The 26,124-nt window shown below is 66.4% G+C and carries 29 protein-coding genes and 3 pseudogenes; 14 read left to right on the forward strand and 18 right to left on the reverse strand.

The features are described from left to right. Positions 1 to 89 precede the first annotated feature (89 nt). Positions 90 to 446 carry a nuclear transport factor 2-like protein gene (locus EBN03_RS28620; protein WP_122191263.1) on the reverse strand — a complete coding sequence of 119 codons (357 nt, stop codon included), beginning with the start codon at positions 444 to 446 and terminating at the stop codon, positions 90 to 92. A gap of 140 nt (positions 447 to 586) precedes the next feature. Between EBN03_RS28620 and EBN03_RS28625 the strand changes: the two genes are divergently transcribed. The 3 genes from EBN03_RS28625 to EBN03_RS28635 are packed head-to-tail and all read left to right on the forward strand — an operon-like array spanning position 587 to position 3,676. Beyond that, positions 587 to 2,836, forward strand: coding sequence for a sensor histidine kinase (locus tag EBN03_RS28625; protein WP_122191264.1), 2,250 nt, complete (start codon positions 587 to 589; stop codon positions 2,834 to 2,836). 16 nt (positions 2,837 to 2,852) lie between these two features. Beyond that, positions 2,853 to 3,293: a roadblock/LC7 domain-containing protein gene (locus EBN03_RS28630; RefSeq protein ID WP_122191265.1), complete on the forward strand. Its 441-nt coding sequence runs from the start codon at positions 2,853 to 2,855 to the stop codon at positions 3,291 to 3,293. Then, positions 3,290 to 3,676: a DUF742 domain-containing protein gene (locus EBN03_RS28635; protein WP_122191266.1), complete on the forward strand. Its 387-nt coding sequence runs from the start codon at positions 3,290 to 3,292 to the stop codon at positions 3,674 to 3,676. Before EBN03_RS28630 ends, EBN03_RS28635 begins: the two co-directional genes overlap by 4 nt. Positions 3,677 to 3,720: 44 nt before the next feature. Here the strand turns inward: EBN03_RS28635 and EBN03_RS28640 are convergent, their stop codons facing one another. Then, on the reverse strand, positions 3,721 to 5,208 hold the full coding sequence (locus EBN03_RS28640) for an aldehyde dehydrogenase family protein (protein ID WP_122191267.1): 1,488 nt from the start codon (positions 5,206 to 5,208) through the stop codon (positions 3,721 to 3,723). Positions 5,209 to 5,653: 445 nt separating this feature from the next. Here EBN03_RS28640 and EBN03_RS28645 point away from each other — a divergent pair, with 445 nt between their 5' ends. Beyond that, positions 5,654 to 6,715, forward strand: coding sequence for a lactonase family protein (locus EBN03_RS28645; RefSeq protein WP_122191268.1), 1,062 nt, complete (start codon positions 5,654 to 5,656; stop codon positions 6,713 to 6,715). A 141-nt stretch (positions 6,716 to 6,856) separates the two neighbouring features. On the opposite strand, the gene EBN03_RS28650 is transcribed toward EBN03_RS28645, so the two are convergent. The 3 genes from EBN03_RS28650 to EBN03_RS28660 all read right to left on the reverse strand — a co-directional run bounded on the left by EBN03_RS28650 (position 6,857) and on the right by EBN03_RS28660 (position 9,790). Beyond that, positions 6,857 to 8,107 (reverse strand): CaiB/BaiF CoA transferase family protein, encoded by a 1,251-nt coding sequence (locus EBN03_RS28650; protein ID WP_122191269.1) that lies wholly within the window; start codon positions 8,105 to 8,107, stop codon positions 6,857 to 6,859. A gap of 9 nt (positions 8,108 to 8,116) precedes the next feature. Then, positions 8,117 to 9,013: a helix-turn-helix transcriptional regulator gene (locus tag EBN03_RS28655; protein WP_122191270.1), complete on the reverse strand. Its 897-nt coding sequence runs from the start codon at positions 9,011 to 9,013 to the stop codon at positions 8,117 to 8,119. A gap of 63 nt (positions 9,014 to 9,076) precedes the next feature. Further along, positions 9,077 to 9,790 carry a GntR family transcriptional regulator gene (locus EBN03_RS28660; protein WP_122191271.1) on the reverse strand — a complete coding sequence of 238 codons (714 nt, stop codon included), beginning with the start codon at positions 9,788 to 9,790 and terminating at the stop codon, positions 9,077 to 9,079. 418 nt (positions 9,791 to 10,208) lie between these two features. Between EBN03_RS28660 and EBN03_RS28665 the strand changes: the two genes are divergently transcribed. Both EBN03_RS28665 and EBN03_RS28670 read left to right on the forward strand, forming a co-directional pair. Further along, positions 10,209 to 11,444, forward strand: a complete 1,236-nt coding sequence (locus EBN03_RS28665) for a CoA transferase (protein WP_122191272.1) — start codon at positions 10,209 to 10,211, stop codon at positions 11,442 to 11,444. A gap of 129 nt (positions 11,445 to 11,573) precedes the next feature. Then, a complete protein-coding gene (locus EBN03_RS28670) occupies positions 11,574 to 11,864 on the forward strand; it encodes a WhiB family transcriptional regulator (protein ID WP_233608699.1) in 291 nt (96 codons plus the stop codon). A gap of 152 nt (positions 11,865 to 12,016) precedes the next feature. Here EBN03_RS28670 and EBN03_RS28675 read toward each other — a convergent pair whose 3' ends face one another. The 4 genes from EBN03_RS28675 to EBN03_RS28685 form a co-directional block, all read right to left on the reverse strand. Then, positions 12,017 to 12,343: an integrase gene (locus EBN03_RS28675; RefSeq protein WP_122191274.1), complete on the reverse strand. Its 327-nt coding sequence runs from the start codon at positions 12,341 to 12,343 to the stop codon at positions 12,017 to 12,019. Beyond that, entirely contained in the window at positions 12,340 to 12,537 is a 198-nt protein-coding gene (locus EBN03_RS34685) for a hypothetical protein (RefSeq protein ID WP_199743003.1), read from the reverse strand. The genes EBN03_RS28675 and EBN03_RS34685 overlap by 4 nt, the downstream gene beginning before the upstream one ends. Positions 12,538 to 12,771: 234 nt before the next feature. Further along, positions 12,772 to 12,963, reverse strand: a complete 192-nt coding sequence (locus tag EBN03_RS28680; protein ID WP_122191275.1) for a hypothetical protein — start codon at positions 12,961 to 12,963, stop codon at positions 12,772 to 12,774. Between the two features lie 153 nt (positions 12,964 to 13,116). Continuing rightward, complete coding sequence (locus EBN03_RS28685) at positions 13,117 to 13,872, reverse strand: hypothetical protein (protein ID WP_147471736.1); 756 nt, start codon at positions 13,870 to 13,872, stop codon at positions 13,117 to 13,119. Between the two features lie 815 nt (positions 13,873 to 14,687). Between EBN03_RS28685 and EBN03_RS28690 the strand changes: the two genes are divergently transcribed. Further along, complete coding sequence (locus EBN03_RS28690; protein WP_147471737.1) at positions 14,688 to 15,185, forward strand: hypothetical protein; 498 nt, start codon at positions 14,688 to 14,690, stop codon at positions 15,183 to 15,185. A 170-nt stretch (positions 15,186 to 15,355) separates the two neighbouring features. Here EBN03_RS28690 and EBN03_RS36005 read toward each other — a convergent pair. Beyond that, positions 15,356 to 15,712, reverse strand: a pseudogene (locus EBN03_RS36005) (IS30 family transposase); the annotation flags it as partial. A gap of 338 nt (positions 15,713 to 16,050) precedes the next feature. Between EBN03_RS36005 and EBN03_RS28700 the strand changes: the two are divergent. Next, positions 16,051 to 16,473: a hypothetical protein gene (locus tag EBN03_RS28700; RefSeq protein WP_233608700.1), complete on the forward strand. Its 423-nt coding sequence runs from the start codon at positions 16,051 to 16,053 to the stop codon at positions 16,471 to 16,473. Positions 16,474 to 16,567: 94 nt separating this feature from the next. Here EBN03_RS28700 and EBN03_RS28705 read toward each other — a convergent pair whose 3' ends face one another. Further along, positions 16,568 to 17,479, reverse strand: coding sequence for a recombinase family protein (locus EBN03_RS28705; RefSeq protein ID WP_122191279.1), 912 nt, complete (start codon positions 17,477 to 17,479; stop codon positions 16,568 to 16,570). Between the two features lie 251 nt (positions 17,480 to 17,730). On the opposite strand from EBN03_RS28705, the gene EBN03_RS28710 reads away from it, so the two are divergent. Further along, positions 17,731 to 18,354, forward strand: coding sequence for a hypothetical protein (locus EBN03_RS28710; RefSeq protein ID WP_147471738.1), 624 nt, complete (start codon positions 17,731 to 17,733; stop codon positions 18,352 to 18,354). Positions 18,355 to 18,408: 54 nt separating this feature from the next. Here EBN03_RS28710 and EBN03_RS28715 read toward each other — a convergent pair whose 3' ends face one another. Then, the gene (locus EBN03_RS28715) at positions 18,409 to 18,702 is read right to left on the reverse strand and encodes a VOC family protein (protein WP_122191281.1); all 294 of its coding nucleotides are present in this window, start codon (positions 18,700 to 18,702) and stop codon (positions 18,409 to 18,411) included. Between the two features lie 118 nt (positions 18,703 to 18,820). Then, complete coding sequence (locus tag EBN03_RS35300; protein ID WP_233608701.1) at positions 18,821 to 19,294, reverse strand: hypothetical protein; 474 nt, start codon at positions 19,292 to 19,294, stop codon at positions 18,821 to 18,823. On the opposite strand from EBN03_RS35300, the gene EBN03_RS35305 reads away from it, so the two are divergent. From EBN03_RS35305 to EBN03_RS35315, 4 genes are all read left to right on the forward strand, one after another. After that, complete coding sequence (locus EBN03_RS35305) at positions 19,286 to 19,561, forward strand: ANTAR domain-containing protein (protein WP_233608702.1); 276 nt, start codon at positions 19,286 to 19,288, stop codon at positions 19,559 to 19,561. The two genes, EBN03_RS35300 and EBN03_RS35305, sit on opposite strands and share 9 nt — an antisense overlap. Before the next feature lie 97 nt (positions 19,562 to 19,658). After that, a complete protein-coding gene (locus EBN03_RS28725; RefSeq protein ID WP_147471739.1) occupies positions 19,659 to 20,030 on the forward strand; it encodes an effector-associated constant component EACC1 in 372 nt (123 codons plus the stop codon). Further along, positions 20,027 to 20,350: a caspase family protein gene (locus tag EBN03_RS35310; protein WP_233608703.1), complete on the forward strand. Its 324-nt coding sequence runs from the start codon at positions 20,027 to 20,029 to the stop codon at positions 20,348 to 20,350. The genes EBN03_RS28725 and EBN03_RS35310 overlap by 4 nt, the downstream gene beginning before the upstream one ends. A 105-nt stretch (positions 20,351 to 20,455) precedes the next feature. After that, on the forward strand, positions 20,456 to 21,178 hold the full coding sequence (locus EBN03_RS35315) for a tetratricopeptide repeat protein (protein WP_233608704.1): 723 nt from the start codon (positions 20,456 to 20,458) through the stop codon (positions 21,176 to 21,178). A gap of 52 nt (positions 21,179 to 21,230) precedes the next feature. Here EBN03_RS35315 and EBN03_RS28735 read toward each other — a convergent pair whose 3' ends face one another. From EBN03_RS28735 to EBN03_RS35900, 3 genes are all read right to left on the reverse strand, one after another. Next, positions 21,231 to 22,022, reverse strand: coding sequence for a tetratricopeptide repeat protein (locus EBN03_RS28735; RefSeq protein WP_325052107.1), 792 nt, complete (start codon positions 22,020 to 22,022; stop codon positions 21,231 to 21,233). Between the two features lie 125 nt (positions 22,023 to 22,147). After that, a complete protein-coding gene (locus EBN03_RS28740) occupies positions 22,148 to 23,191 on the reverse strand; it encodes a beta-propeller fold lactonase family protein (protein ID WP_158675769.1) in 1,044 nt (347 codons plus the stop codon). Positions 23,192 to 23,322: 131 nt separating this feature from the next. Further along, entirely contained in the window at positions 23,323 to 23,517 is a 195-nt protein-coding gene (locus EBN03_RS35900; protein WP_122191286.1) for a tetratricopeptide repeat protein, read from the reverse strand. Between EBN03_RS35900 and EBN03_RS28750 the strand changes: the two are divergent. Next, a pseudogene (locus tag EBN03_RS28750) lies at positions 23,517 to 24,002 on the forward strand (IS701 family transposase); the annotation flags it as partial. The gene EBN03_RS35900 and the pseudogene EBN03_RS28750 overlap by 1 nt on opposite strands. A 116-nt stretch (positions 24,003 to 24,118) precedes the next feature. Here the strand turns inward: EBN03_RS28750 and EBN03_RS34355 are convergent. Further along, on the reverse strand, positions 24,119 to 24,283 hold the full coding sequence (locus tag EBN03_RS34355; RefSeq protein WP_158675770.1) for a hypothetical protein: 165 nt from the start codon (positions 24,281 to 24,283) through the stop codon (positions 24,119 to 24,121). 840 nt (positions 24,284 to 25,123) lie between these two features. Further along, positions 25,124 to 25,966: pseudogene (locus EBN03_RS28760) on the reverse strand (IS3 family transposase); the annotation flags it as partial. Between the last annotated feature and the right edge of the window lie 158 nt (positions 25,967 to 26,124).

Raw genomic sequence — 26,124 nt, forward strand, 5'->3', positions numbered from 1 at the left:
CCTTGCCCGAGACGCGGGTGTCCAGCTTTCTGGACACGGTGGTGTGCGGCCGGCGCGGCATCGCGCGACTCGGCCGCACACCGGGCCACCTAGATCGGCATCTCGGGCGAGATGTACTCCTGCACTCGTACGACCTTGCCGTCCACCACATCCGTCACCTGGAGGATGTGCAACTGCTGCGCGTGCCCACCCAGCTCCAGCGACACCGACGACTGCACGATGAACCCGGCGTCGGTCATCGTGACCCGCGGGTCCACGAACTCCGGGAAGTCCGGCCGCGCCTTGGCCGCGTCGACCGCCTGCTGCACCGTGACCCAGAGGTTGTCGTTGCTGTGCCAGACCTGGCAGTCCGCCGAGCACAGCTGGGCGAACAGGTCGAGATCCGACAGGGCCCGAACCCAGGTCTGCGCGACAGCTTCCTTGCTGGTCAGGGTCTCGTTGCTCATAGAAATGGTCCTTCCGGAAATCATCGCACCGCGTGCGCCGCAGGTGATCTGCGTTACAGCAGCGTCGCAGTCCGCAATGCCCCTGACTGTCCAACTATCTGGACACTGTCGGCCCCCGGGCCGAATTACCGTCGGCAGACATGAATCCGTTGCGCGGCACGCGTTCCCGAACGATCGGCATCCGGACCCGAGTGCTGGCGATCGCCCTGGTGCCCAGTGCCGCGCTGTTGCTGACCGCCACCGGTACCGTCTCGGTGCTGACCGTGCAGGCTTATTCGGCACGAGAACTGGCCGACTTCCGCAAGACGATCATCGCGCCGTTGCTGCACTACATCGGCACCGTGCAGGACGAACGCGCCGCCAGCCTGCTGATCGCGGCCGGTACGCCGGCTGCGCAGGCCGACCTGCAGGGCAAACGCAATCGAATGGACGCCGCGCTGGCGGAGGCGACGCGCATCTCGGCCAAGGGCGCGAACCTGGACAAGGCCGGGGCCTCCCGGTTCACCGTCGAGTTCGGCACCCTGGTCGCCCAGCTCCCGGATATCCGGCGGTCGGTGGACCAGCATCAGGTGAGCATCGCCGACATCGACACGTACTACACCAAGATGGTGACCGCGCTTGCCGACGGTGGGCGTGAGAGCAGTATCCACTCCTCCCCCGCCAACGACGCACTGGCCGAGGAGATCACCGGATCCGGCTTCGTTCTGGCCGGAGACCGGCATTCACAGGCCATCGGGCTGATCGAGGCCGGACTGGCCGCGGACAATCTGGATACCGCACAGCGACGCAACCTCACCCAGCTGATCGGCAGTTACCGGAGCGAACTCGATGCCCTTGCGCCACAGCTGATTCCTTCGGTCGAAGCCGACTATCGGGCCCTCACCGCCAGCTCGGACTGGCGGTTGGCGACGACTGCCGAGGACGAAATCTCCGACACGGGAGCCCTTTCGGTGCCGTACCCGCAATGGCTCACGGCCGAGCAGGCGGTCGGCACCCGGATCAGTTCCATGCTCTACCACCAATACCAGCAGTCCACCGCCCGCAGCGCCGACGTTGCGGATCAGCAGTTCGTCCGCTCGCTGGTGGCCGGCGGCACCTTGCTGGTCGTCACCCTCGCCGCGCTGGGTGCAGCCCTGGCCCTGGCCAACCGGCTCGTCCGCCGGCTGCGCACGCTGCGTACCGCCAGCCTGGAACTTGCCGAGGAACGCTTGCCGGCCATCATCGACCGCATCCGGCGCGGCGAGGAGGTCGACACGGCCGCGGAAACCTCGGTCGTGGACCACGGTGGCGACGAGATCGGCCAGGTGTCGGCGGCGTTCGCGATCGCCCAGCGGGCCGCCATCGACGGCGCGGTCGCGCAAGCCCGCACCCGCGAGGGATTCAACCGGGTCTTCCTGGACATCGCCTTCCGCAGCCAGGCCCTGGTCCGCCGCCAGCTCGACCTGCTGGATGTGGCCGAATCCAAGCAACTCGACCCTGAGCACCTGCAACTGCTGTACGGCCTCGACCATTTGGCGACTCGGGCCAGGCGCAACGCCGAGAATCTGTTGATCCTGGGCGGGCGGCAGCCGGGCCGGCGCTGGCGCAATCCGGTCGGGCTCGAGGAGGTGGTGCGCAGTTCCGCCTCGGAGACCGAGGGTTTCACCCGGGTGGCCACCGTGCGCCTGCCCGAGGTGGGCATTCTCGGCGCCGCGGTCGCCGACCTGATCCACCTGCTCGCCGAGCTGCTCGACAACGCCGCCTCGTTCTCCCCACCGGAGGCACCGATTCTGGTGCACGGCAGTTCGGTCGCGCACGGCCTGGTCGTCGAGATCATCGATCAGGGTGTCGGCATTCCGTTCGACGAACGCGAGGAACTCAACCAAATGCTCCGCGAGCCGCGCGAATTCCACGAGATGGCACTCTCGGGCCGGCGACGGCTGGGGATGTTCGTGATCGGGCAGCTGGCCCGACGGCACGAGATCTCGGTGAGTCTGAACGAATCCGCTTACGGCGGTGTGACTTCCGTCGTGCTTCTGCCCTGGACGATCGTACATCGCGAGAACACCGGCCCCGTATACGCCGAAACCGAACGCGCCACTCCGGAATTCATCTCGGTGACCGTGACCGGCCGGGTCACCGGCCCGGCCCCGGCCAACGGCCTCGGCCCCGGGAACGCCCGCCACGCGATGTCCGGCGGATTCGCCGACGGTTACAGCGATCCGTCTAAACCACCCCTACCGCGGCGCGCACGGCAGCAGAACCTCGCGCCGCAGCTGTCCGGGGACCAGATCGTGGCCGACACCGCAGTCGGCCCGGCACGCACCGCCGACGCCGCTCGCGCGTCGCTGGCCGCGTTGCAAACCGGCACACGCCGCGCGCGTGCGTCCGGTGCGGATCCCCATCGGTAAGAAGAATGGTCGGAACATGAACAACGATGTTTTGCTCGGCGCACCCTCCGGCACCCTCGACTGGCTCCTCGACAACCTCATCGACCGGGTATCCGGCGCTGAATCCGCAGTGGTGCTGTCCGCCGACGGCCTGCCCGTTGCCGGCTCGAACCGGCTCACCCGCGAACAGATCGAACATCTCGCTGCCATCGCCTCCGCGCTGCACAGCCTCGGCCGCGGGACGGGCACCCATTTCGGCAAAGGAGCGCTGCGACAGACCGTGATCGAATTGGACGGTGGGTACCTGGTGGTGAGCGAGGCAGGCGACGGCGCCTGCCTGGCCCTGCTGGCCGCCAGCGACGCGGACCTCGGACTGATCGGATACGAGATGACCGTTCTCGTCGGACAGGTCCACGAGCACCTGGCGGCTACTCCCCGGATCCCGACGTCGACCTTCACCGGGCGCCACCAACAGTGAGTCACCGTACGGACGACCCGTGGTCGCAGGAATACCAGGATGATCCCGGTCCACTCGTTCGGCCGTTCGCGGTCACGCGCGGGCGCACCGCGTCCGGGTCGCAGGACCTGGACATCCTGACCCTCGTATCGACCGCGGGCGTCCGTACGGACGGCGACACCCTGGATCGGGAGTACCGGGAGATCCTGCGGCTGTGCGCCGGTGCCACCCTGTCCGTGGCCGAGATCGCCGCGCATCTCCACCTGTTCGTGGCCGCCGCCAAGGTACTGGTCGCGGATCTCATCGATGCCGGCTACCTGATCTTCCGGGCGCCACCCACCCCGGAGAGCGCGGTCGACCCCGTCCTGCTGCGGGCGGTACTGGAGGGCATCAAGCGCCTCTGATCGGCCGCTGCACGCGCCCGGGGACCCCATCCCCGGGCGCCACCTCATTCGAGATCGATGTAGACCGCTTGCTGCCGCAGATGCGATTCCACGTGCTCGCGGGCACCCTTCCATCCGTGGTCGCTCATCCGGTGACCACCGAATCCGATCGCCGGATCGATCAGGCCGTAGCAGTTCACCCACACCGTCCCGGCCGCGAGCTCGCGCGAAACCCGGTGCGCGGTGGTCAGATCCCGCGTCCACACACCGCCGACCAGCCCCATGCGAGTGTCGTTGGCCAGCCGCAGCCCGTCCTCGACGGTGCTGAACGGGATCACCGTCGCGACCGGGCCGAAGATCTCCTCCCGAGCGACCGTCATCTCGTTGGTGGCGCCGGCGAAAACCGTTGGCTCGATGAAGAATCCGCCCTCGGGCACCCCCGTAGGCCGGCCGCCACCGCAGACCAGCTCGGCTCCCTCCTCACGCCCGATCTCGATGTACTGCTCCACCCGGTCGCGCAGCCGCCGGGAAATCAACGGGCCGAGATCGGTCGCCAGGTCCATACCCTCCCCCACCCGTAGCCCGCGCGTGAAAGACCCCAGCCGCTCCACGAATTCGTCGTACACCGGGCGTTGCACCAGGATCCGGCTACCGGCCACACAGGCCTGACCGCTGTTGGCGAACACGCCCATCGCGGCGCCCGGCACCGCCTTGTCCAGATCCGCGTCCGCGAACACCAGATCCGGCGACTTGCCGCCCAGATTCAGTTGCAGCCGTTTGAAATTGCTGATCGAGGCCCGCACCACCGATTGCGCACCGCCGATCGATCCGGCGAAGGTCAGCCGGTCCACGCCGGCATGCTCGGCAAGGGCGCGGCCGGTCGGACCGCGACCGGTCACGACATTGACGACGCCGTCGGGCACGCCGGCCTCGATCAGCAACTCGGCGACCCGCAGCACGGTGAGCGAGGCTTCCTCGGCCGGTTTGAGGACTACTGTGCAGCCGGTCGCGAGCGCCGGGCCGAGAGTCCACCACACCGAGATCAGCGGCGCGTTCCACGGCACGACACCCCCGACGACTCCGATCGGGCTGCGGTGCTTGAGGGTGAGCACCGTCCCTGGTAGAGAATTGGCGCCGGTCGTCATGGTGGCGGCATCGCACTGGGCGGCGAAGAAGCGCAATACCTGGGAAGTCCAGTCGGCGAGCGCGCGGGTGCGCCGCAGCGGCGCGCCGACATCCAGAGTTTCGATGACCGCCAGTTCGTCGAAGTTCGCCATCACCACGTCGTGCACCCGGGACAGCAGCGTGCGGCGCTGATGCGGGGTCCACCGGCTCCATTCGCCGGTGAAGGCGCGGCGCGCGGCGGTGACCGCCCGGTCCACATCGGCGGCGCCACCCGGGGCGATATGCGACAGCACCCGGCCGGTGGCCGGGTCGATCACCTCGATCGGGCAGAGGTCCTGCGCGCCGACCCAGCGCCCGTCGATGAGGAGTTGTTTGGCGCCGGATACGAACGTGGGCAGAACCGGCGCCATGGATGGGGCAAGCGTCATTGGCTATCTCCATGGAAAGGTGATTCACATCGGCTATCAATCCGAGCGTACGGAGAAATCTGACCTTTCGGTGTCCAGATAATTGGACACCGAGCCGCAGCAAAACATGCTCTCAGGTGTCGCATATGGACCCGGGATCGTTTCTCCCGCAAGATTATTCGGCAGACAGCAGCAGAACGTTTCAGCGGCGGACGCGCAGGGTCGGACCGTGTTGCCGACCGCCGCCCGAGCTGACCGGCGGCGGATTCCAGCCAGGTTCTCGGAGACCCCTCTATGTCCAATATTTTGTACATTGCGTATGAAAGTTCACACGTAGCCTTCCGGCATGGCAATCGATTCAACGACGACCGATGCTGCTGCGGCGCGCCGGCCGCTGCGTTCCGGTGGCAGTATCCGCCGGCGGGCCGGCTGGGCGGTGGCTGTCGCAGCCGCTGTTCTACCAGGGTTGACCGCAGGTACACAGCCGGCGTCCGCCGACCCGATCGGCTACTACATCTACGCCCACGGCTACCTCAGCGACGGCATCGCGGGGTATGCCGCCGCCGACACCGGGCAGCCGACGCCGATCGCCGGACGACCCGCCACCGGGATGCCCAACTGGCCTCAAGCGGCGTCACCGGACGGACGCTTCCTCTACACGGCGCCTACCACGGATCCGCGCCTGATCTCCTATGCGATCGGCCCCGGGGGTGTCCTGACTCCCGGCGCGTCGCTGCCGCTCCCCGATGTTCCGATCGATATCACGTTCGCCCCGAACGGCCGCGACGCCTACGTCGTCGTCGGTCTCGTCAATGCGGCCGTGGTGCCGGTGCGGATCGGCGCCGACGGCGTCCCGGTGCAGAACGGTCCCGCGACACCGCTCGGTGCCGCCATGGACGGGATCGGCTCCGCCGCGGTATCTCCCGACGGCCGCAGCCTCTATGTGGCCAGCGTCCCGGACCGGCAGGTGCTGGTCCTCGACATCCGGCCCGACGGCACTGTGTCTCCGGCGAAACAGCGCGTCGGCGGCGGCATCAATCCGCTGTTTCCCACCATCACTCCCGATGGCCGCCACCTGTTCATCACCAACGAACTAAGCGGCACCGTACAGGCTTTCAACCGGGCCGACGACGGCACCTTGACCGAGGTTGCCGGGTCGCCGTACCCGGCGGGCATCCTGCCGCACGTCTCGAGCATCACGCCCGACGGGCGCTACCTGTACGTGCCGAATATGGGCTCGTCGTTCCTCAGCTCCTACGCGATCCAGCCCGATGGCACCCTGCAGCCGTTGCCGAATGTCGACTTCTCGACGCAGACCGGTGTGTACTCCGAGGCGACCGTGATGTCCCCGAGCGGGCGGGCGCTGTGGGCACTGGGCCAGGACCCGATGCGCGGTACCGAGGAAGTGTTGCGCCGCTTCATGATCGGCGACGACGGCGTCCTCACCCGCGACGACTCGGTCGATCAGTACATCGACGGCACGGCCGTAGCGGACGGACGGACACTGACGCTCGTACCGGGCCACTGACCGGACATCGCGGACCCTCGCGCTGCGGCCCTGGCCCGTACGGACCAGGGCCGCAGCGGTTCGAGGCTCCGGCGACGCCGTGCAACCGCGACACGGAGCGTCGCGGGCGTTCCCGGCGCAGCCGAATGTGCCGGCGCCGTCTCAGATGACTCGTTTCTCGCGCAGGACCTGCAGCCGGTCCGCGTCGAGACCGAGGAGTGTGCCGAAGACCTCGTCGTTGTCGTCCCCCAATTCGGGCGCCGGCCGACCGAGGCCGACCGTCGCCGCAGACATATGGATCGGGATTCCGCCGGCCACCGCGTCGATCACACCGGCCCGCGGATGTTCGAGACGTTCGAGGGCGCCGCGCTCGAACATCTCTGGATCACTGAGCACCTCGAGCGCGGTCCGCACGGGAACGCAGGGCACGCCACGTGCGGCCAGTTCCGCGATCACCTCTGCTGAGGTATGCGCCCCAGTCCACTGCTCGATCAGGTCGTCGAGTTCGCCGGCGTGCACGGCCCGCGGGCCGCGACCGCTGAACCGGGCATCGTCGGCCAACTGCGGGGTACCCATCGCGGCGAACAACAACCGGGTCCAGTCGTCGTTGGCGGCGGCAATCGAGACGTGGCCGTCGCGGGTCCCGTAGACACCGAAGGGCGCGAGCCGATTGTGACGATTGCCCGAACGGGCCGGAAACCCGTTGCGTTGCAACACATCCAAGTGCTCGAACGGCAGCAGCGAGACCAGTGACTCGAGCATGGACACCACGACGTGCTGCCCCGCACCGGTGATCGCCCGCTGGAGCAGTGCGGACTGGATCCCGATCACCGCGTACAGCGGCGCCAACAGGTCGGAGATCGCGATGCCGACCCGCGTCGGGGGTCCGTCGGCGTTTCCGGTGGTGTCCATCAGACCGCTCAGCGCCTGGACGGTGATGTCCATGGCCTTCACTCCGGGATACAGGGTCGGAATACCCAGGCCGCTGACCGACGCGTAGACGATGCGCGGATTGATCGCCCGGACCGTTTCGTAGTCGACACCGAGCCGCTGTGTCACACCGTCACTGGAGTTCTCGAAGACGATGTCGGCGTGCCGGACCAACTCGTAGAACAGCTCGCGGCCCGCTTCGGATTTCAGGTCCAGCGTCACCGACTTCTTGTTGCGGGCGCGCGCCAGCACGGACAGTGACACATCGCCGTCTGCCAGGGCTCCGAAGTGAATGCCGTTGTCGCCGTAGAATGGTGGGTTGTGGCGTGCGATGTCTCCGCCGCCGGGCGCCTCGATCTTGATCACTTCGGCGCCGAGCGCCGCCAACAGCAACGTCCCGTAGGGTCCGGCGAGGGCGACGGTCATATCCAGCACCCGCAACCCTTCGAGGGGGCGCGGGTGCTGGGTCGGCGATTCGGTCATTGCCTTGCCTCACTCCCGTTCGGTGCCCAGCGGGTCGTCGACGGCCACCGGGTGGGGTGGCGCAGCCGACCAGGACGCGAGTATCCGCAGCCGCTCGTGCGAGGCGCTGCCGGGCTCGGCCGACCACAGCACCAGTTGCTGCGCCGGGTCACCCGCATAGGTGAACGTGTCCCAATCCAGTGTCAGTTCACCGACTTCGGGATGCCGCAGCACTTTCGTCCCGAACTCCTGATGCGCGACGTGCCGGTCGGCCCACCACTGGCGGAACTGCGGATCGGTCACCGACAGTTCGCCGACCAGTGCGGCCAGGTCCGGGTCGGCGGGGTTGGCCGCGGCATCCATGCGCAGGATCGCCACGCCGGTGCGGGCGACCGCCTCCCAGTCCTGATACAGCTCTCGGACCGCGGGATCGGTGAAGATCAGCCGCACATAGTTTCGCTGTCGGGCCGGAACAGCCGAGAAATCGGTGAGCAGTGCGGCAGCCAGCCGGTTCCAGGCCAGGATGTCCAGGCGCCGCCCGAGCACCAGCGCCGGAGTGTCGGTGAGCTGGTCGAGCAGCCGCTGGATCTGCGGGCGCACCCGCTGTCGTCCGCGCCGTACCGGAGTTCGGCGGGCACCGGGGCCGATCAGGTTCTCCAGATAATCGCGTTCGGCCCGATCGAGGCGCAGCACTCGAACCAACGCCGCCAGTACGGGTTCCGACGGCGCGAGCCGCCCCTGCTCGATCCGGGTGTAGTAGTCGGTGCTGATGGCGGCCAGGTCCGCGACCTCCTCGCGGCGCAGTCCGCGCACCCGGCGCGGGCGGCCGGAGTCGACGACCAGGCCGACCGTCGCGGGGTCGAGTTCCCCGCGCCGGGTCTTAAGGAATTCTCCCAGTTCCCGCAGGTGCGGCGCTCGATCGGTCATGACATGAGGCTATAACCGACTACTCGGCACATCCAGGGAAAGATCCTTCCCAGGCAGGGCACCTCACGCGGTCGACTTGATCTCCTCCGACCAGAGTCCCTGCTTCTCCAGCATGGCGATGAGTTCGTCGGCACCGGACATGATGTGATCGCACATCAAGGTGTTCGCGGCTTTGACCCGGCGCTTGCGCATCGCCTCCAGGATGGCCGGGTGGTCACGTGAGCTCTCGCCGGCGCGACCCTCGATCGCCCCATAGAACCGGTTCGGCAGCTGCTTGACCACCGACCCCAGCAGCATCGCCAGCCGCCGCGAGTCCGCCGCCAGATTCACGGTGCGATGAAACTCGTGTCCCAGAGCCCCAATTCGCTCCGAATCCGCACCCGACGCAACGGCCTGCTCGTGTTGTGCGATCAGATCTGCCAGATGCTGCAGCTGGCGCTCGGAAATGTTCTTCGCCGCCCGTCCGGCCAGCTCCCCGGCCAGTGTGGCCTGCACCCAGAACAGATCGCGGACATCCTGGCGAGAGAACGCCGACACCATGAACCCGCGCCGCGGAACCAGTTCGACGAAACCCTCACCGCTGAGCAGCAACAGCCCCTCACGTACCGGCGTATTACTGACCCCGACCGCCTCGGCGATCGGATCGGTGCGCAGGAAGTCGCCCGGGCGGGCCTGCCCGGAGATGATCAGTTCCCGGACGTAGCTAGCCACATCCTCCGACAGCTGTTGCCGCTGGGCGCCGGAGCTGCGCGGTAACTCTCGCATCGTGGGGTTCATGTGCGGCTGGATCCCTTCCCGGTAGGCTCATTATGCATTATGCCTCATACATAGAGCCGAACCGGACAAGCGACCTGTTGAATTTGCGATCAGGAGACGGTGCCGGTCGCCGCATCGACGGCCACTCGCCGGCTACCGGCACCGCACAAGCCCGAGACCCCACTCAAAGGAGTGGGAAGAAGGGTCTCGGGAGCCAGGATTCGAAGGAGGCCGCCGATCACTCCCATCCGACCTCGTCGTCGGATAGCTGCCACCGCACTGTGGTGAACGACCAGAACCAGCCCCTCCATTGGAACCCGGCAGGCCGGGCCCCTTTTCGCGATCCCCTCCAAAAGAAACCGATCAGGCGGATCGCGTTCATGGATAATATATAATATTAGTATCATGGCCGCAAACCCCAGCTCGAAGTGAGGCTCCGATGACCCCGGTTCTCCACGGCCCGCCCACCCCACCCTTGACCGGCCTACGGGTCGTCGAGTTCGCCAGTTTCGTGGCCGGACCGTCGGCGGGGATGACGCTCGCCCAGCTCGGCGCCGAGGTGATCCGGATCGACCCGGCGGGCGGCGCGGCAGATTTCCACCGGTGGCCCGTCTCCCAGCGGACCGGTGCCAGCCTGTATTGGGCGTCGCTGAACCGGGGCAAGCGATCGGTCGAGATCGACGTGCGCACCGAACGAGGCCGCGAACTGGTCCTGGCGCTGTCCACCGCACCCGGCGACCACGCGGGACTCGTCGTCGACAACGCGGTGGGCCGCCCCTGGTTCTCCTACGACGCGCTCGCCGCCCGGCGCGGCGACGTCATCAAGGTGCATATCGGTGGACGCTCCGACGGCGGGCCGGCCGTGGACTACACCGTGAACACTGAGGTCGGCGTCACCGATCTCACCGGGCCGGCCGACACCCGAACCCCGGTGAACCACGTGCTGCCGGCCTGGGACCTGCTGGCCGGAACCACCGCGACCACCGCCCTGCTCGCCGCACTGCACCGCCGCCGCACCACCGGCCACGGTTCGGATCTGCGTATCGCGCTGGCCGACGTGGCCCTGGCCGGCGTCGCGAACCTGGGCTGGTTCAGTGAGGTCCGCGAGCGCGGCGACCGTCCACGGCACGGCAACTTCGTGTACGGCAGTTTCGGCGCCGACTTCCGCACCGGCGACGACGAGCGCGTGATGGTGGTGGCTCTCACCCCACGCCAGTGGCAGGCATTGTGCGAGGCCACCGGCACCGCGAAAGTCGTTGCGGCCCTGTCGGATGCCGTCGGCGCCGACTTCGACGACGAAGCCGCGCGCTACACCCACCGCGAGACGCTGGCCGCGATCATGCGCCCCTGGTTCGCCGCCCGCACCATCGACGAGGCGGCCGAAGCACTGACCACCACCGGCGTGCTGTGGAGCCGCTATCGCACCATGAGCGACGTGGTGACCGATTTCGAGGCAGGTATCGCGAGCCCCGTTCTCACCGAACTCGACCAGCCCGGGATCGGCCCGGTCGTGTCCGCCCGCAACCCGATCCGTGATTCCTCCGAATACGGCCCGGTCGCCCCTGCCGCAGCCCTGGGCGCCGATACGGATGCCGTTCTGGCCGAAACGCTCGGCTTGACCGACGCCGAACTGGGCGCCCTGCACGACAGCGGAATCATCGGAGGACCCTGCTGATCCCAGCGGCGGCGCACCACCCGCCTGCGCCGCCACCCTGCAGGGGGATCGGCATGCGCCGAAACCCGAGTTCACAAAACTGTGGACGATATATTATGCCTTTTCCTAGGGATGTCGGAAGGAGTTCATGTGGTATCCCACCGATCCCTCAAACTCCCGGCGCCGCGTGCGGTCACCTGGGACTGGCAGCTGCGCGCCGAGTGCCGTTCCCTCGACGTGAACATCTTCTACACCGAACGGCCGGGCCAGGCCGAGGATGCAGCCAAGCGCATCTGCGCGAGCTGTCCGGTCCTGGCCAGCTGCCGCGACTACGCGATCACCGCACACGAGCCGTACGGCATCTGGGGCGGCCTGAACCCGCGTGAACGGGCCAACTACCGTTGGCGCGGCTCCAGGCTGGGCTCTACCCGTTCGCCGTAACCACCCCTGTCCTGCGGCTCCGTCCGACTACCGCAGACCGCGGTCGCGATCGGCTGCACGTCACGGGCCAGAGGCGACGGTATCCTGAAGTGCGCGAGGGACTGAGCCACAAACGATTCGGTGCATCGCTACGGAAATTCCGCAGCACCAGATCATCGTGGACAGGCGACCCGGGTTTGCCGTTCTTGCCCCCGCCGCGGTTTGCCGAACACGCTCCACCACCGATTGCTCGAACAGATCCGCCACGCGGTCCGTTCAGCCATCGACTCACCGGCTTCGCGAGCCTCGTCGACCAGGAACCGGTATCCGAATTCGGGATCGTCGCGGTGCGCGTCGAACAACGCGTTGGCCCGATACGCCTCGGCGATCTCACCGACGGTCACCGGAGCGGCCAGCCACCGGTAATAGGGCTGGCGAGCGAGCTGCAACACCCGGCACGTCACCGCCACGGGAATCCCCTCGGCGGCAAGCTCTTTCACGAGCGGGTAGAGCCTTTTCCCGGGATCTGAGCCTGCGACAGATAGGCCGCCGCTCGGCGCAGAACCTCGTTCTCCTGCTCGAGCAACCGGATCCGGCGGCGGGCATCACGCAACTCGGCCGACTCACTACGGGTGGTTCCGGGCTTGTTTCCGTCATCGACATCGGCTTGGCGCATCCACTTCGACAACGTCATCGGATGCACACCCCGAAATCGGCCGCGATCTGCTCCAGCGTGACCCCGTCGTCACGGTTACGGGCGACCCGGACCACGTCGTCGCGGAACTCTTTCGGATACGGCTTGGGCACTGCGACATCCTCTCAGGCCAGCCCCTCGGCAAGCCATCTCGGTTGTCACCTACCCCTGCAGCAGCCCCGATGTACGACCGCCGGACTGTTTCGGAGCCACCGTCGCGCGCAGTCGTCCGATTCACTTGGTCGACAAGATGGCTCGCGAGGTCCGCACGCGCCTCAGCAGATCGTCGGAGATAGACCGCAATCGCTTCATCGACTGGTCCGGCGTGAGGGCCTTGATGCTTAGGCCGTCGAAGATCAGCCGGTATGGGTCGATATCCTTCCTCTGGTCCAGATACAGCGCACTGGTGAGCTGTTCATCGAACATGTATTCGATTATCGCATGTAAGGTGCCGGGCAACGGAGGATGTCGGGAGAGTATGGCTACTCGCAAGCACCGAGCCCCATACTCGGCCGGTTGAACGTAGTTGGCTGATAGTGGATCTTTCAGCGAGACAGCGGGACGTCACGCGTAAACGAGTCAGGAGACGCTGGCCAGCAATTTCGCCGCATAGATACTGCCGAGGTCGTCCCAGTCGTCGTCTTCAGGTTCCGGGATGGCGAGCGCAGCCACTGCGGCGTCATAGTCGATTTCCTCGATTCCTCCGGTGACCCGTGTGGCGACTTCGACACGGTCGAATTGCGCCGGCCACATGAAGTCGACGAGCACCCCACCGGTGTACAGGGGCGCGATCGAGTCGTGGTGGTCCGAGCTGAGGAAAAACGTGCCCGGACAGTGGATGGACTGCAACGCCATGATGGTCCTGCCGGTCACCCCGTCGCGGCACTCGATACGACCTGCGGCCACCAGGGAATAGCTGTCTGTCGGCGCGACGAGGGACCCTGTGATGGTCAGCGTGCCAAGCACCATGACCCGGGCTCCGTCCTCGAGGAGGAGGTCGCCGTCGACCGTGACATCACCGTCGACGATGCGGACCTGCCCTTCGGGTACCACGATCCGGCCGGACAGTTCCACGCGGTCGTCAGCGGGAAAAATCTCGGCCATCAGCCGAAGCCCCACCCACTCAAGCGGCAGATGGCCTCCGAGCCATGCATGAAACGCTTCGGCATCGGTCAGGTCCTCCGGGACGGGCCCCAGGCAGCTGTCCAGGCCATCCGCATCGACCCTACCGATCTCGGCAGCCAGGGCTTCCCGCAATGTTCGATACGCCGTCTCAACCTGCTCGGGCTGCAGCGGAAACGCTCCGGCTGGCCAGACGGTGATTCCACCCGCCACTACTGCTTCCTTCTCCGACCAACCCCGATTATGCAATCAGACATGATCGGAATCGTATCGGCCTGCAAGCGTCGGCCCGCCACAGTCCGAGCACCGGCCAGAGAGCTCACTCGGGACAGGATCAACCGTTCGACCACGAACCCGATAGTCCAACAGCACCGCGGGCGCGGGCTCTGCGGGCCGGCGCAGGATCTGCATCATCTTCTCCTTCGGGTCACGCACCGCGGGAACAGCCAACTCGGTCCAACGACAGGAGTGCGACCACAGCGGATCACGGCTCATCGGCACCGCGACATACAACCTCACATCGTCGGTCACGCGGCGTGGAACGCACAGATTGGTGACACCCACAGTGGAAAAACGGTGACAGATGTCGTGATCAGGCCACCGCATTCGCACGCTACACGGCACCTCGTGGTGACAGATGTAGTGGTCAGCCACAGGAGATGTGGCTGGCCGCCGTATCTGTCACTTGATCAGCACATCAGTCACCGCGAGGCGCGGTATGCGGCAGTACAGGATGTTCGCGGCAGGGATGAGGGGGGTGGGATCGGGCGTCTACTCCGCTCCCTGAGGCGTACCAGAGGGACCGTCCAGCCACCCCCCTTTGCCCCAGGCTGCCCAAGGCAGACACTGCGGGCCGGAGCCCGAGCGGGCACCACCAACCCTAACTCCAACGGCCCCAAAGGCTGTTGATCTTCAATTGGTCGCAGGACCGCGCGGCCTGGCTGGTCCGAACGGCCTTGTAAGCAGCATTACAGTGTGTACAGCGTTGCGCGGCATTGGAGTTGATCGACGCGAGAGATGGAGTGACCGTGGCGATCTGCTTCGAGCTGGTAATCAACTTCGGCAACAACATGGACGCGGCTCGATCGGCCGTGCTTACGCGCGCCAAGGGCCGGGGCGGAGTGCTGCCCGTAGGAGATCGGTGGATCCCCCTGCACGGGCCTGTGCTGAGTTCGGACGGGCCGTACATCACACTCTCGATATGCCCGATGGCCGTCGGGATCGCCGTCGCGGGGGACGGCTCCCTCCCACGATTCGAACTCACCCCAGCGGAGATGACCGAACTCGGCAACGGCCTGTACAAGACGCTCGCCACGTTCGACGGATACGTCGCCGCGACGGTCGGGTGGGACCCCGAATCCCTGATCGACCCGACGGAGCTGAAGACGACATTCATGGACGAGCTGCGTGACGGAGGGTTCGATGGTCTCGTTCTGTCCGACGCTCTGCACGCCGAGCTCGGGCTGGAAGACGACTATGCCGTCTTCCAGCCCGGATACCGATGGCGGCCATATCGAGGTCAGTAGCCGGCTCGGACAGCCGACTGATCTTCGGAAGCGCCTATCCAGGCCGTTCGAATGTCTCCGCGCCGCAGCCAGTTCCAACTGCCGCCCGCTCCACTCTGGCCGGTTCGGTGCGCACGGCATGCGGCCGAATAGTGCGATCGACAGCCACACGGCGTGCTGGGGTGGCAGGCTCAAACGGTCAGTGCGTCATCGCTGTTCAGGTGGTCAGCGTAGACCTCGACGGGACTGCGGTAGCCGTGGACCTTGCGAGGGCGGTGGTTGAGTTCGTCGGCGATGGTGTCGAGGTCGCTCTGGCTCCAGCGGCGCAGGTCGGCGTTCTTCGGCAGGTATTGGCGCAGTAGGCGATTGGTGTTCTCGTTGGTGCCCCGCTGGCACGGGCTTCGAGGTTTGCACAGGTAGATCTGTGTGCCAGTCGCCGCGGTGATGGACTTGTGGCCGGCGATTTCCCGGCTGCGGTCCCAGGTGAAGGTTCGGCGCATCGACGCTGGCAGGCTGAGCAGAGAATTCGTCAGATGCGGGGTGACCTGGGGTTCCGGTAGTAAACGGGCGAAAACAACGACAATGGCTTGACCAGCAGTTATAACGTGAGATCGCCTGTGACCAGAACCACCTGAGCAGGCCTGGGAATCCTGAAGCTGTTGTCGATGTTCGAAGTCGACTGCACTGATGTCCGCACCCCTCTGGCTGATCGCTTCCGCTACTGGCCATTCCGATCCAATACGGAGGCCTACCCGCAGCACCGCCCGCAGACGGGGTGGCCAGAGCGCATCTAAGATCTGCTCCATGACGTCACGAAGGTCGCATGCCTCGTAGGTCCCCGCGCGCGGTACGCGCCACCCTCACGAGTCGTTCGGGTTGCCCCTCAGTGAGCACGTTGCTGATCAGCGCCTGCCCCGGACCAACGATTCGCAGCGCCGTGCACACCTACCTCTTTGTTGATGGCCTCGACTTCATCACCCGCAGCAACAGCCGCGCGGTCGGCGGCCACCCGAGCCAGCTACTCCGGCCGGGCGGACCGCTCTATCCGACTGAGCAAGCCCGGACCGCACAGGTAGCCGAGCAGGATGAAACGTCCAGCGACTCCTCGGGAGTCGAAGTCCGGGTCAAACTCCGAGGCCAGACTGTCATCTGGAGCGATCTGATGTACCCCGGCGCCGACGACCAGGTCGTTGAGGAAGTCCGCTTCGACCTGAGCCAGTACCTAGCTGAGATCGAGCGAGCCTACTGGTGTTGGGGCAGCACCTGTCTGGGCGTGGTGCACCGCTCATCGCGGGGTCCGCTCGCGTAGCTACGGCGAAGTGCCATCACGCACCACTACAAGCGAGACCGCCCAGACTCGGCCCGGCGTCGCGATGCGGGGAAGGCCACGATCAGCGCGTTCGTCATGAGTTGGCTGTGGCGTTCAGGCGATCTCGGTAGATCCGAAATGCCTTGCGGTCGGCTGCCGAAGCGTCCTCGTCCATTGCTTCAGCCGCGGCCAGCAGTGCCCGGTGAACCGACGGCGACGCGGTGACGTGCAGGCTGTAGCCCTGGCCGCGCCGCACTTCCCGGCCTTGCTGCAGGGCCTGGCGTTCGTGGTCGCCGAGATCCCCGAGGCGCCCGGTCAGGCGGCGAGCGACCTTGCCCGGCACCTCGATTCGGATCGGGAGCGGTTCACCGGTGCCTGCGCGAGCGGGTTGTTCAGCCCTGCCGGGCAGCAGGTCGGCGACGGCGGTGCGGATCGCGACCCGGCTCACCCGGTGCTGGCGAGCGAGCGCGGCGATGCTCACGCCATCTCGGTATTGCCGGCGGACCTGTTCGAGGTCCCCGTTCGCGGCGACCTGCGGGCGGCGGCCGGACGTCGCGCCTCCCGCCCAGGCCGCGGCCAGTCCTTCGCGGGTCAGTTCGTTCTGCAGGTCACGCTGGAACTGGCCGACCGAGATCAGCACCTTGACCAGCATGGTGGTGGTCGCATCACTCGCGGCCAGGTCGGTGATGCCCGACAGCGCCCCCGACAGCACCCGCAGCTTCACCCCGTGCTGGCGGCACCATTCGCGCACGGACAGGATGTCGGCGAGATCGCGGCACAGCCGGTACAACTCGGACAGAGTGAGCCGGTCGCCGTGGCGTGCGTAACCCGCGAGCTCGCGGAAGCCCTCGCGTTCGAGCGCGGGAATCTTCGACGAGGTGGCCGGATCGGCGAACATCCGCACACCGTCGACTCCCTCGGCCAGGCCGGCCTCGGCGAGCAGATGGGTCTGGCGGGTGGTGCTCTGCTCATCGGTGGAGACGCGGGTGTAGACGAGTTCGGCCATCGCGGAGTCCCTTCCGTGCGCGAGGTGGCCTCCGTTCACAGGACTGTCTGTCGTCAAACCCTGTCGTCAATAGGGATCGGATCGCATTGGATCGGCGGGGGCGTTTCCGCACTATTCCGGTCGCTGAGAGGCGTGCCCGGCCGCCTGTCGCCAAAGGGTCATTTGACGACATCAAAGGATGCCGCTCGACGGTCGAGCGCGTCCTCTCGGGCAAGGACCGGCGACACGCCAGGGTGCTGCATGATATGCGCGTGGACGTAGATCAAATCAGCACGCGTATCGCAGAACTCGCTACGGGAGCTGGTGTGGAGCCGCCGACTGTCAAATCAGGAAAGATGCCGGAGTGGCAGCCCGGCGGTGTGCAGATTCGGCATGCGAGGAAGTGGCAGCCATACGTCGTGATCGGCGGTGCGCGCTTCAGTGACCTCTCGGCAACCGAGCAGGACAAGGTGTTGTTAGGAGCTGTAGTCGCCGCAGATGTCGCACGGACCGGGCTGGGCAGGTTCATGCGCACCGCCGCGCCTATCCTGTTCTGGCCGCTCACGGTTCTCGCATTGGTCGCGTCCGTACAGGGCGTGCCGCTTTGGCTGTTGGTAACCCTGGCCGTGCTCATGTACTTCGTCGGCGTCCTGGCAGCGCAGTTTGTGCTGTGGAATCGCCGAGCCGTGTACCAGCTCGACTGCCGGCTGGCGGAGTTGATGGGGCGCCCCTACTGGGACGGGCTTGCAGACCTCGAATCCAGGGAGGGGTCCCAAATCCCAAAGGGATTCATCACCTGGTATTGCCGCTTGGTAGTACCTAGCCGACCGCGAAGGGTGAAGCGATTGGACGCTGCTACCCGATGCAGCGGCCAGGGATGGAAACCTCCGCAGTGAGCGAGCGCGGTGGCGGAGTGAGGTTCCCGTGCGCGATTGATGTGAGCTCCGGGCTCAGGCGAGCACCTCGATCGTTCGGCCGTCCGGATCGGTGAGCAAATGACGGCCGGTCGCCAGTGGGGGTTTTGCTGCCGAGCCGTCGATGGTTAGACCGAGTCGTAGGTCACCGGTGGTCCTGTCGGGACGCGCCGGGTAGAGCTCAAAGACGCTGCCATCTGCGAGTTCGGCCGCAAAGTGTTCGGGACCGCGGCCGTGGCGTTCGAGTGTCAGAGGCAGGCCGAGGTCAGTGTAGAACCGATGGCACTGCTCAAGACGAGGGGTGTAGATCACGATGAGGTTGACCTTCATCGCGACCCCGTAAGTGTGCTTGCCAGGACCCGGTTGACCATCTTCACCTATCTCCAAAGGACCTCGGGCCCATCGTGCGGGAACTTCCGAGGGTCACAATCGTAGTGTCCTGTGCGAGTCACAGACGGTCGAGCGCGTCCTCTCGGGCAAGGACCGGCAGCCCATGCCCGATGCGGATCGGTGAGGGGAGCTCGTCCAGTCGCGCGCCCATGGTGCGGATCACCGCGTGGACGTCGTTGTCGCACATCGGGCACAGCTGTGTGGCGTATTCGGTTGCCGTGGGCAGGAAGTCGGTCGGAATGCCGAGTTCGACGAGGAAGGCGCGCTCGCGCTGGAAGTGGTCCAGCGTCCGGGTCGACAGGGTCGCGAGTGTGAGCAGCTGCTGTGCGGTGGCCGGATCGATGCGAGCACGGTCGATCGCCGCGGTCACTTCGGTGATCGCCCGCCTCCAGGCGGTCACCAACGGCGTCGGTCTGTCGCCCTCGTAGACCGAGGTCGGCGGCGGGGTCACCAGCGCCGAGGCGAGGTCGCCTTCAGCGGTGATGTCGCGTGCCGCAACGAGATCGAGCGCGACTGCTGCCGCGTGTCGCATCGATTCCTGCATCGGCAGGTCCCCGACCTGGTGGAGTCCCGTGCGTCGATCGAGCAGGCCAAGGGTGTGTTGATACGTATCTACGGCATCTCCGCCGACCAGGCGTTCAAGGTCTTGGTGTGGCTGTCCCAGGAGTCCAACACTCGTGTGCGCGATCTCGCCGAGCAGCTGATGGCGGAACTGCCCCGGCTGCCCGTCGCGCAGGACACGACCGTGGCGGCCTTCGACCACATCCTGCTCACCCTGCACGAGCGCATCCCGCACTGAGGTGTGAATCCATTTGCCGGTGTTCGGAAAACGCGATTTCCGAACACTTCCCCGGGATCGACGAGCCACACGGCGAGCGGGGATGCAGGATGATCCTGTGACGCAGGGGAATCAGGAATTGAGGATCCGTACCGACGGTGGCCCGGACGAGTTGCTGGCGATGTTGGACTGGCTCGACCACGACGACGCCCTGCGCGGCCGGGTACATCCGGTGTCCGCACCCGCCGGCAGCGGGGCGATGAACGGCGGCGTGTACGAGGCGCTGGGCGTGGCCCTCGGCGCCGGCGGAGTCGCGTCAGCACTCGCCGATTCACTGACAGCCTGGGTCACTCACCGCCGCAGCCACCTGAAGTTCACTCTCACCCGCAGTGACGGCACCCACCTCGAAATCGACGCCGCACGAGTCGATTCCCCGCAAGTCCTGCAAGAGCTGCGGGAACTGCTCGACCCACCAGCCATCGAACCGTGACCGATACTCCTCACGCGGAGCAGTCACAGGCGGTACTGATCGGGACAGCCCGGTACGACCACCTGCACCATATCCCTGCCGCCGCGGCAAATATCGACGACCTCGCGGATGTGCTCACCGGACCCGGCGGCGCCTTCACCGGCGGGCAGTGCGCGACCGTGCTCGACCCGGACCGCGACACTCTCGGTTCCGCTGTCGGCCGGGCCGCGCGAGCAGCCACCAGGCTGCTGCTGGTGTACTACGCAGGTCATGGCCTGATCGACCGGCGCGGGCGTCTGCACCTCACGGTGCCGGCTAGCGATCCGGACGATATCCGCTAGACGACAGTGCCTTTCGAGACACTGCGCGAGGAGATCCTCGACAGCCCGGCACGGGCCCGGGTCCTGATCCTGGACTGCTGCTTCGCCGGCCGCGCCTTCGAAGCCATGGCCGATATACCTGGCCTGATCGCTGGACAGACCGATCTGCGCGGTACCTACACGATCACCTCGTCCTCGGCCAACGAGCCCTCATACGCCCCCGCCGGTGACCGCCACACTGCGTTCACTGGCGCCCTGCTGGCCGCGGCTACCGCGTTACCCAGCGGCAGCCTCGACGATCTGTATCAGGAAACCGACTGGCACCTACACCGCGACGGGCACCCTCGTCCCAGGCGCCGCAGCATCGACATCGCTGGACAACTCCAATTATTCGGCCAAGCGGGACAAGTACACGCCTATCGCCGCGCCGCAAACGCTGGCGACGCCGACGCGATGTACCGCCTGGCACACCTGCTTGAGATGCGTGGTGAGACCGCTGAAGCCGAAGCCGAGACCTGGTACCGCCGCGCCGCAGACACCGGTCACCCCGACGCGATGCGCAACCTGGGGCGCCTGTTCGCGAGGCGTGGTGAGACAGACGAAGCCGCAATCTGGTTCCGCCGCGCCGCCGACACCGGCTACATCCCCGCGATGATCACTTTCGGGTACGAGCTCGAGAAGCGTGGTGAGACAGCTGAAGCCGTAACCTGGTGGCGCCGCGCCGCCGACACTGGCGGCGATCCCGACGTGATGGGTCATCTGGGACGCCTGCTCGAAATGCGTGGTGAGACAGCTGAAGCCGAGACCTGGTACCGACGCGCCGCAGAGGCGGGTCGGACGGATCACTGAAATGCTGCTGCGATGTTCGGAAAAGTTCGTTTCAGAACACCTGCCGCAGCATTCAGTGAGTTGTCCGACCTACCTCGGCGGCGCGGCGGATCCAGGTTTCGGCCTCGGTCTTCTCGCCCCGCTCCGTGAGCAGGATGGCCAAGCTGTCCATCGCGCCAGGGTGGCCGGCGTCTGCGGCACGTCGCATCCAGGTTTCGGCTTCGGCCTTCTCACCACGCTCGTCAAGCAGGTGCCCCAGGAAGCGCATTGCGTTGGGGCGACCGGTGTCTGCGAGGCGCCGGATCCAGGTTTCGGCTTCGGCCTTCTCACCACGCGCCGCGAGCAGTTCTCCGAGGTTGAACATGCCGCCGGGGTTGCCGTTGTCTGCGGCTCGTCGGTACCAGGCTTCGGCCTCGGTCTTCTCGCCACGCTCCGTGAGCAGAACGCCCAAGTTGTACATTGCGGCGGAGTGGCCGGCGTCTGCGGCACGTCGCATCCAGGTTTCGGCTTCGGTCTTCTCACCACGCCGCTTGAGCAGGTGCCCGAGGGTGCACATCGCCCCGGGGTCGCCGGTGTCTGTGGCTCGCCGGTACCAGGTTTCGGCTTCGGCCGCGCGTCGGCTCCAGGTTTCGGCTTCGGCCTTCTCACCACGCTCGTCGAGCAGGTGCCCTAGCAGGCTCATTGCGGCGGGGTCGCCGGTGTCTGCGGCTCGCCGGTACCAGGTTTCGGCCTCGGCCTTCTCACCACGCCCCATGAGCAGGCTCGCCAAGCTGACCATCGCGCCAGCGTCACCAGCGTCTGCAGCGCGGCGATAGCTGTGGATCCTCAAATCCGGATTCCCGTGTGTCACAGGAATATCCTGCACCCACGCCCGGCCGTGCGACGCGCCGATCCCGGCGAAGTGTTCGGGAATCGGTGTTTTCCGAACACCCGATATAGCGATCGCTGGCGGTGTCGGAGAGCCTGAAAGCGTCGCCGCTGTCGCTGCAGTCAACCGCGCGGGATCACCGACACTGTCCCATCGGCGAGGTTGGTGATGTAGGCGGTGTGGGTGCCGGGATCCACCGCCACACCCGCTGGCTGTTCCCCGACGGGGATGGTGGCAGGGACGGTGTCGATCACCGACACCGTTCCGTCGCCGCTATTGCTGATGTAGGTGGTGTGGGTGGCGGGGTCCACCGCCACATCCGACGGCTCTCTCCCGACGGGGACGGTGGCGGTGACGGTGCGGGTGACGGTATCGATCACCGACACCGTCTTATCGACGAGGTTGGCGGTGTAGGCGGTGTGGTTGCCGGGATCCACCGCCACACCCCACGGAGCGCGACCGACGGGGATGGTTGCGGTGAAGGCGCGGGTGGCGGTGTCGATCACCGACACCGTCCCATCGGAGACGTTGGTGATGTAGGCGGTGTGGGTAGCGGGGTCCACTGCCACATCCTGTGGATGGTCACCGACGGGGATGGTAGCGGTGACTGTGCGGGTGGGGGTGTCGATCACCGATACGGTCGCATCGGAGAAGTTGACGGTGTAGAGGGTGTGGGTGGCGGGGTCCACCGCCATATTCGTCGGATGGTGACCGACGGGGATGGTAGCGGTGACGGTCCGGGTGGCGGTGTCGATCACCGACACCGTGCTGTCGCCTTGGTTGGCGGTGTAGAGGGTGTGGTTGCCGGGATCCACCGCCACACCCCACGGAGCGCGACCGACGGGGATGGTAGCGGTGACGGTCCGGGTGGCGGTGTCGATCACCGACACCGTTCCGTCGTCTTGGTTGGTGGTGTAGGCGGTGTGGGTGGCGGGGTCCACCGCCACGTCCTGCGGATGGTGACCAACTGGGATGGTGTTGGAGTGCGGATGAGCAGTGTGCGCCCGTGCCCAGGGGATGGCCAGTGCGGCACCTATCACGGACACGACAGTCGTCGTGAGTGCGATGGTCCGGAACCGCCGGCGCGGTGACCACCGCTCCGGCGCGAGCAGCTCGTCGAAATTGCTCTCGGTGCGGATCGTCAGTTCCGGGTCTCGTTGCGGCACAACATCATCCTGCCGCAGCGGTTCATCGCGGGGCGGGAGTACAACGAAGCGACAGGTAGCCTGGCTGATCGTCTGCGGCTGAGGCAGACCGCTGTTCGGAACCGGTCGTTTTCCGAACGCTGCCGCAGCATTCAGTGCGCTGTCCGACCTACCTCGGTGGCTCGGCGGATCCAGGTTTCGGCCTCGGTCTTCTCGCCACGCTCCGTGAGCAGGATGGCCAAGCTGTTCATCGCGCCGGGGTGGCCGGCGTCTGCGGCACGTCGCATCCAAGTTTCGGCTTCGGCCTTCTCACCACGCTCCGCGAGCAGGTGCCCCAGGAAGCGCATTGCGTTGGGGCGGCCGGTTGACCAGGATCGCGGGCCGGTTCACCCGGCCCGAACCGCGGGGCCGGGCGCGGGAGTACGTGTCGGGCCTGATGTCCGGGCTGGAACGTAAGAACGGGTGGACCCAGGCCGAACGTGCTGGTGATGTGAGTCCGGACGGCATGCAGCGGCTGCTGCGGAAGGCGGATTGGGACGTCGACGGGGTTCGTGACGACGTGCGCGGATACGTCATCGAGCACCTCGGCGATCCGGCCGCTGTCGTGATCGCCGACGACACGGGTTTCCTGAAGAAGGGCCGTAAATCCGCGGGCGTGCAACGCCAGTACTCGGGCACGGCCGGGCGGATCGAGAACTGCCAGATCGGTGTGTTCCTCGCCTACACCTCGCAGCACGGGCATGCCCTTATCGACCGTCAGCTGTATGTTCCCGAATCGTGGACAAGCGACCGCGACCGCTGCGCCGATGCGGGGATTCCCGGTGATGTCGAGACCCCGCTGACTGCGCATTCCCCCGGCCGCGGGACCGAATAGCCCCGAGCCGGCTCATCGACACCGATTGTCGCTGACCGGAAGTGACACCTCCGGTCAGCGACGATCGGATGGAATCAGGACAGCGGGCCCGGAGTGACCGAGGAGCCCACGGCAGCCAGCGGAACCAGGGTGGCAGCGGAGCCCAGGGCGGTCACGGCGGCAATGGCCTGCTCGACATCGACAAGCGCCGCAACACCGGTCAGAGCAAGGTCGGCCGAACCGACACCAACAGAACCCATAATGAAGACTTCCTTTCGAATACCTCACGCAAGTCGCCGTCACTGTCGACGCGACCGGCGCTAGCATATCCGGGCCGAAATCCGATTCCGGAATCCGGAAAGTCAGCGGCGGAACGGAATCTCGCCATTCCGAACGACGCCCGATTCCGAATTCATGTACCCGTAGGAAGATTCGAGTAGAGTGCCGCACCTCAGGCAGCCAGGAAGTTGCCGTCGGCGCCACCATGCGAAGACCGGTCACCGCGCTTTCCGGCGGCACCGACCGGCGACTGCCGTACTGTGAAATATCCCATAACACACCGTTTTTCGCATAGCGCAACGTCGTTCGGCCGGGCCGTCGCACACCCGAACCCGCCGGAGAGGATCGCGCCGCCAGGCTGCGCTTACCGCGGATCGACGGGCGGGCAGCTCAGCTCCAGCCGAACCGCCCGCGTGTAGCCATGGCCGGCGGCACGGGGTGCTCCAGCCGAGATCTTGCGCAACAGTCACACCGCAACGTCGTGATTGCCGATCGGGAACGCACGTTCCGCATCATGACGCTGGACCAGCGACACTTCCGAACTCTCGCCCCGCTCTGGGGAGTAGATTATTTCACCCTGCTGCCGTTCGACGGCATCTAGCTAGCAAGCCGTGATCGCTTTCGCCGCCCACAGGACATCCGAGACTGACGGTTCTGCGAGCAATCCGGAGGGCATCATGAGTCGAGAGTGCTTCGGATCAACGCACTCTTCTGCCGCACATCGAGCGGTTCTGGAAGCGGGGCCCCTCGCGCGAAGCGCTCGGTCTGTCTTGTACTGCTGACGGGACCCCGGAAGTCGGTCCACCGCGTGTGAGAGCCGGTTATCGGTGGATGCAGGTTGCAGCGTATCCGGCCGGGGTCTGGTAGCCCAGCGCGGAATGCCTTCGGCGATGGTTGTATTCGTCTTTCCAGTCGCTGATCCCGACACGAGCATGGGTGAGAGACCAGAAGCTGTTGATGTTGAGGCATTCATCGCGCAAGCGGCCGTTGAACGACTCGATGTATCCGTTGCGCCAGGGCTGACCGGGTGGAACGAACGCCAGACCGACTCGTTCCCCGGCCCAGTCGGCCATGGCCGCGCACGCGAATTCGGGTCCGTTGTCGCAGCGCAGCGCGCCCGGGTAACCGCGATCGACAGCGATCCGGTCGAGCTCGTCGATGAGCCGTTCCGCGGTGATCGACCGCTCCACCAACCCGCCGAGGCATTCGCGGGTGTGCTCGTCGACGATCGAGACGATCTTGACCGGGCGCCCGTCGTCGGTGGCGTCGAATTGGAAATCCACTGCCCACACCCGGTTCGGTGCGTTCGCCTCCACCTGGGTGGTCGTGGAGGTGCCGAGGCGTTTTCGGCGTCGTCGCTGCGGCACTCGTAGTCCCTCGTCGCGCCAGAGGCGTTGAACCTTCTTGTGGTTGACCGTCCAACCCTCACCGCGAGCGTCGTGGTAGGCGCGGCGGAAACCCTGCCGTGGATGCGCTTTCGCCCAGTCCCGCAACCAATCACGCAGCGCCGCATCAGGATCTGTCGCGGTCTGGTCGGCCGGTGGGCGGCGTTGGGTGCTTCGGTGTTGCCCGGTGACCCGGCAGGCGAACCGCTCACTGACCGTCAGCACCCGCATCAGGTGCGCCACGGCCGCCCGCCGGCGTTCCGGGTCTAGAAGTTTCCAGTCATGATCATCACGACGGGCCGCCACCGGCCCTAGCGGACCTGACCCGGAAGTTTCCTGACCGACCTTCGAGTTGTGTCTTTCGAAGGACCCGTCGATCCGCTGGCGCCGATGGCGGCCCGCCGACCGCGCAGAACCCGAGGTCCTGCCGCGGAGGG

The organism is Nocardia stercoris, assembly GCF_003696265.1.
GTDB classification, from domain to species: domain Bacteria; phylum Actinomycetota; class Actinomycetes; order Mycobacteriales; family Mycobacteriaceae; genus Nocardia; species Nocardia stercoris.

Bases quoted from the DNA above. Each gene is read 5' to 3' on its own strand.
- EBN03_RS28620 (WP_122191263.1), bottom strand. From the start codon at position 446: ATGAGCAACGAGACCCTGACCAGCAAGGAAGCTGTCGCGCAGACCTGG.
- EBN03_RS28655 (WP_122191270.1), bottom strand. From the start codon at position 9,013: ATGACCGATCGAGCGCCGCACCTGCGGGAACTGGGAGAATTCCTTAAG.
- EBN03_RS35315 (WP_233608704.1), top strand. From the start codon at position 20,456: ATGGCCGATATACCTGGCCTGATCGCTGGACAGACCGATCTGCGCGGT.
- EBN03_RS28660 (WP_122191271.1), bottom strand. From the start codon at position 9,790: ATGAACCCCACGATGCGAGAGTTACCGCGCAGCTCCGGCGCCCAGCGG.
- EBN03_RS34355 (WP_158675770.1), bottom strand. From the start codon at position 24,283: ATGGGTTCTGTTGGTGTCGGTTCGGCCGACCTTGCTCTGACCGGTGTT.
- EBN03_RS35300 (WP_233608701.1), bottom strand. From the start codon at position 19,294: ATGCGACACGCGGCAGCAGTCGCGCTCGATCTCGTTGCGGCACGCGAC.
- EBN03_RS28625 (WP_122191264.1), top strand. From the start codon at position 587: ATGAATCCGTTGCGCGGCACGCGTTCCCGAACGATCGGCATCCGGACC.
- EBN03_RS35900 (WP_122191286.1), bottom strand. From the start codon at position 23,517: ATGCGCTTCCTGGGGCACCTGCTCGCGGAGCGTGGTGAGAAGGCCGAA.
- EBN03_RS34685 (WP_199743003.1), bottom strand. From the start codon at position 12,537: ATGACGTTGTCGAAGTGGATGCGCCAAGCCGATGTCGATGACGGAAAC.
- EBN03_RS28680 (WP_122191275.1), bottom strand. From the start codon at position 12,963: ATGTTCGATGAACAGCTCACCAGTGCGCTGTATCTGGACCAGAGGAAG.
- EBN03_RS28630 (WP_122191265.1), top strand. From the start codon at position 2,853: ATGAACAACGATGTTTTGCTCGGCGCACCCTCCGGCACCCTCGACTGG.
- EBN03_RS28665 (WP_122191272.1), top strand. From the start codon at position 10,209: ATGACCCCGGTTCTCCACGGCCCGCCCACCCCACCCTTGACCGGCCTA.
- EBN03_RS28640 (WP_122191267.1), bottom strand. From the start codon at position 5,208: ATGACGCTTGCCCCATCCATGGCGCCGGTTCTGCCCACGTTCGTATCC.
- EBN03_RS28705 (WP_122191279.1), bottom strand. From the start codon at position 17,479: ATGGCCGAACTCGTCTACACCCGCGTCTCCACCGATGAGCAGAGCACC.
- EBN03_RS28715 (WP_122191281.1), bottom strand. From the start codon at position 18,702: ATGAAGGTCAACCTCATCGTGATCTACACCCCTCGTCTTGAGCAGTGC.
- EBN03_RS28650 (WP_122191269.1), bottom strand. From the start codon at position 8,107: ATGACCGAATCGCCGACCCAGCACCCGCGCCCCCTCGAAGGGTTGCGG.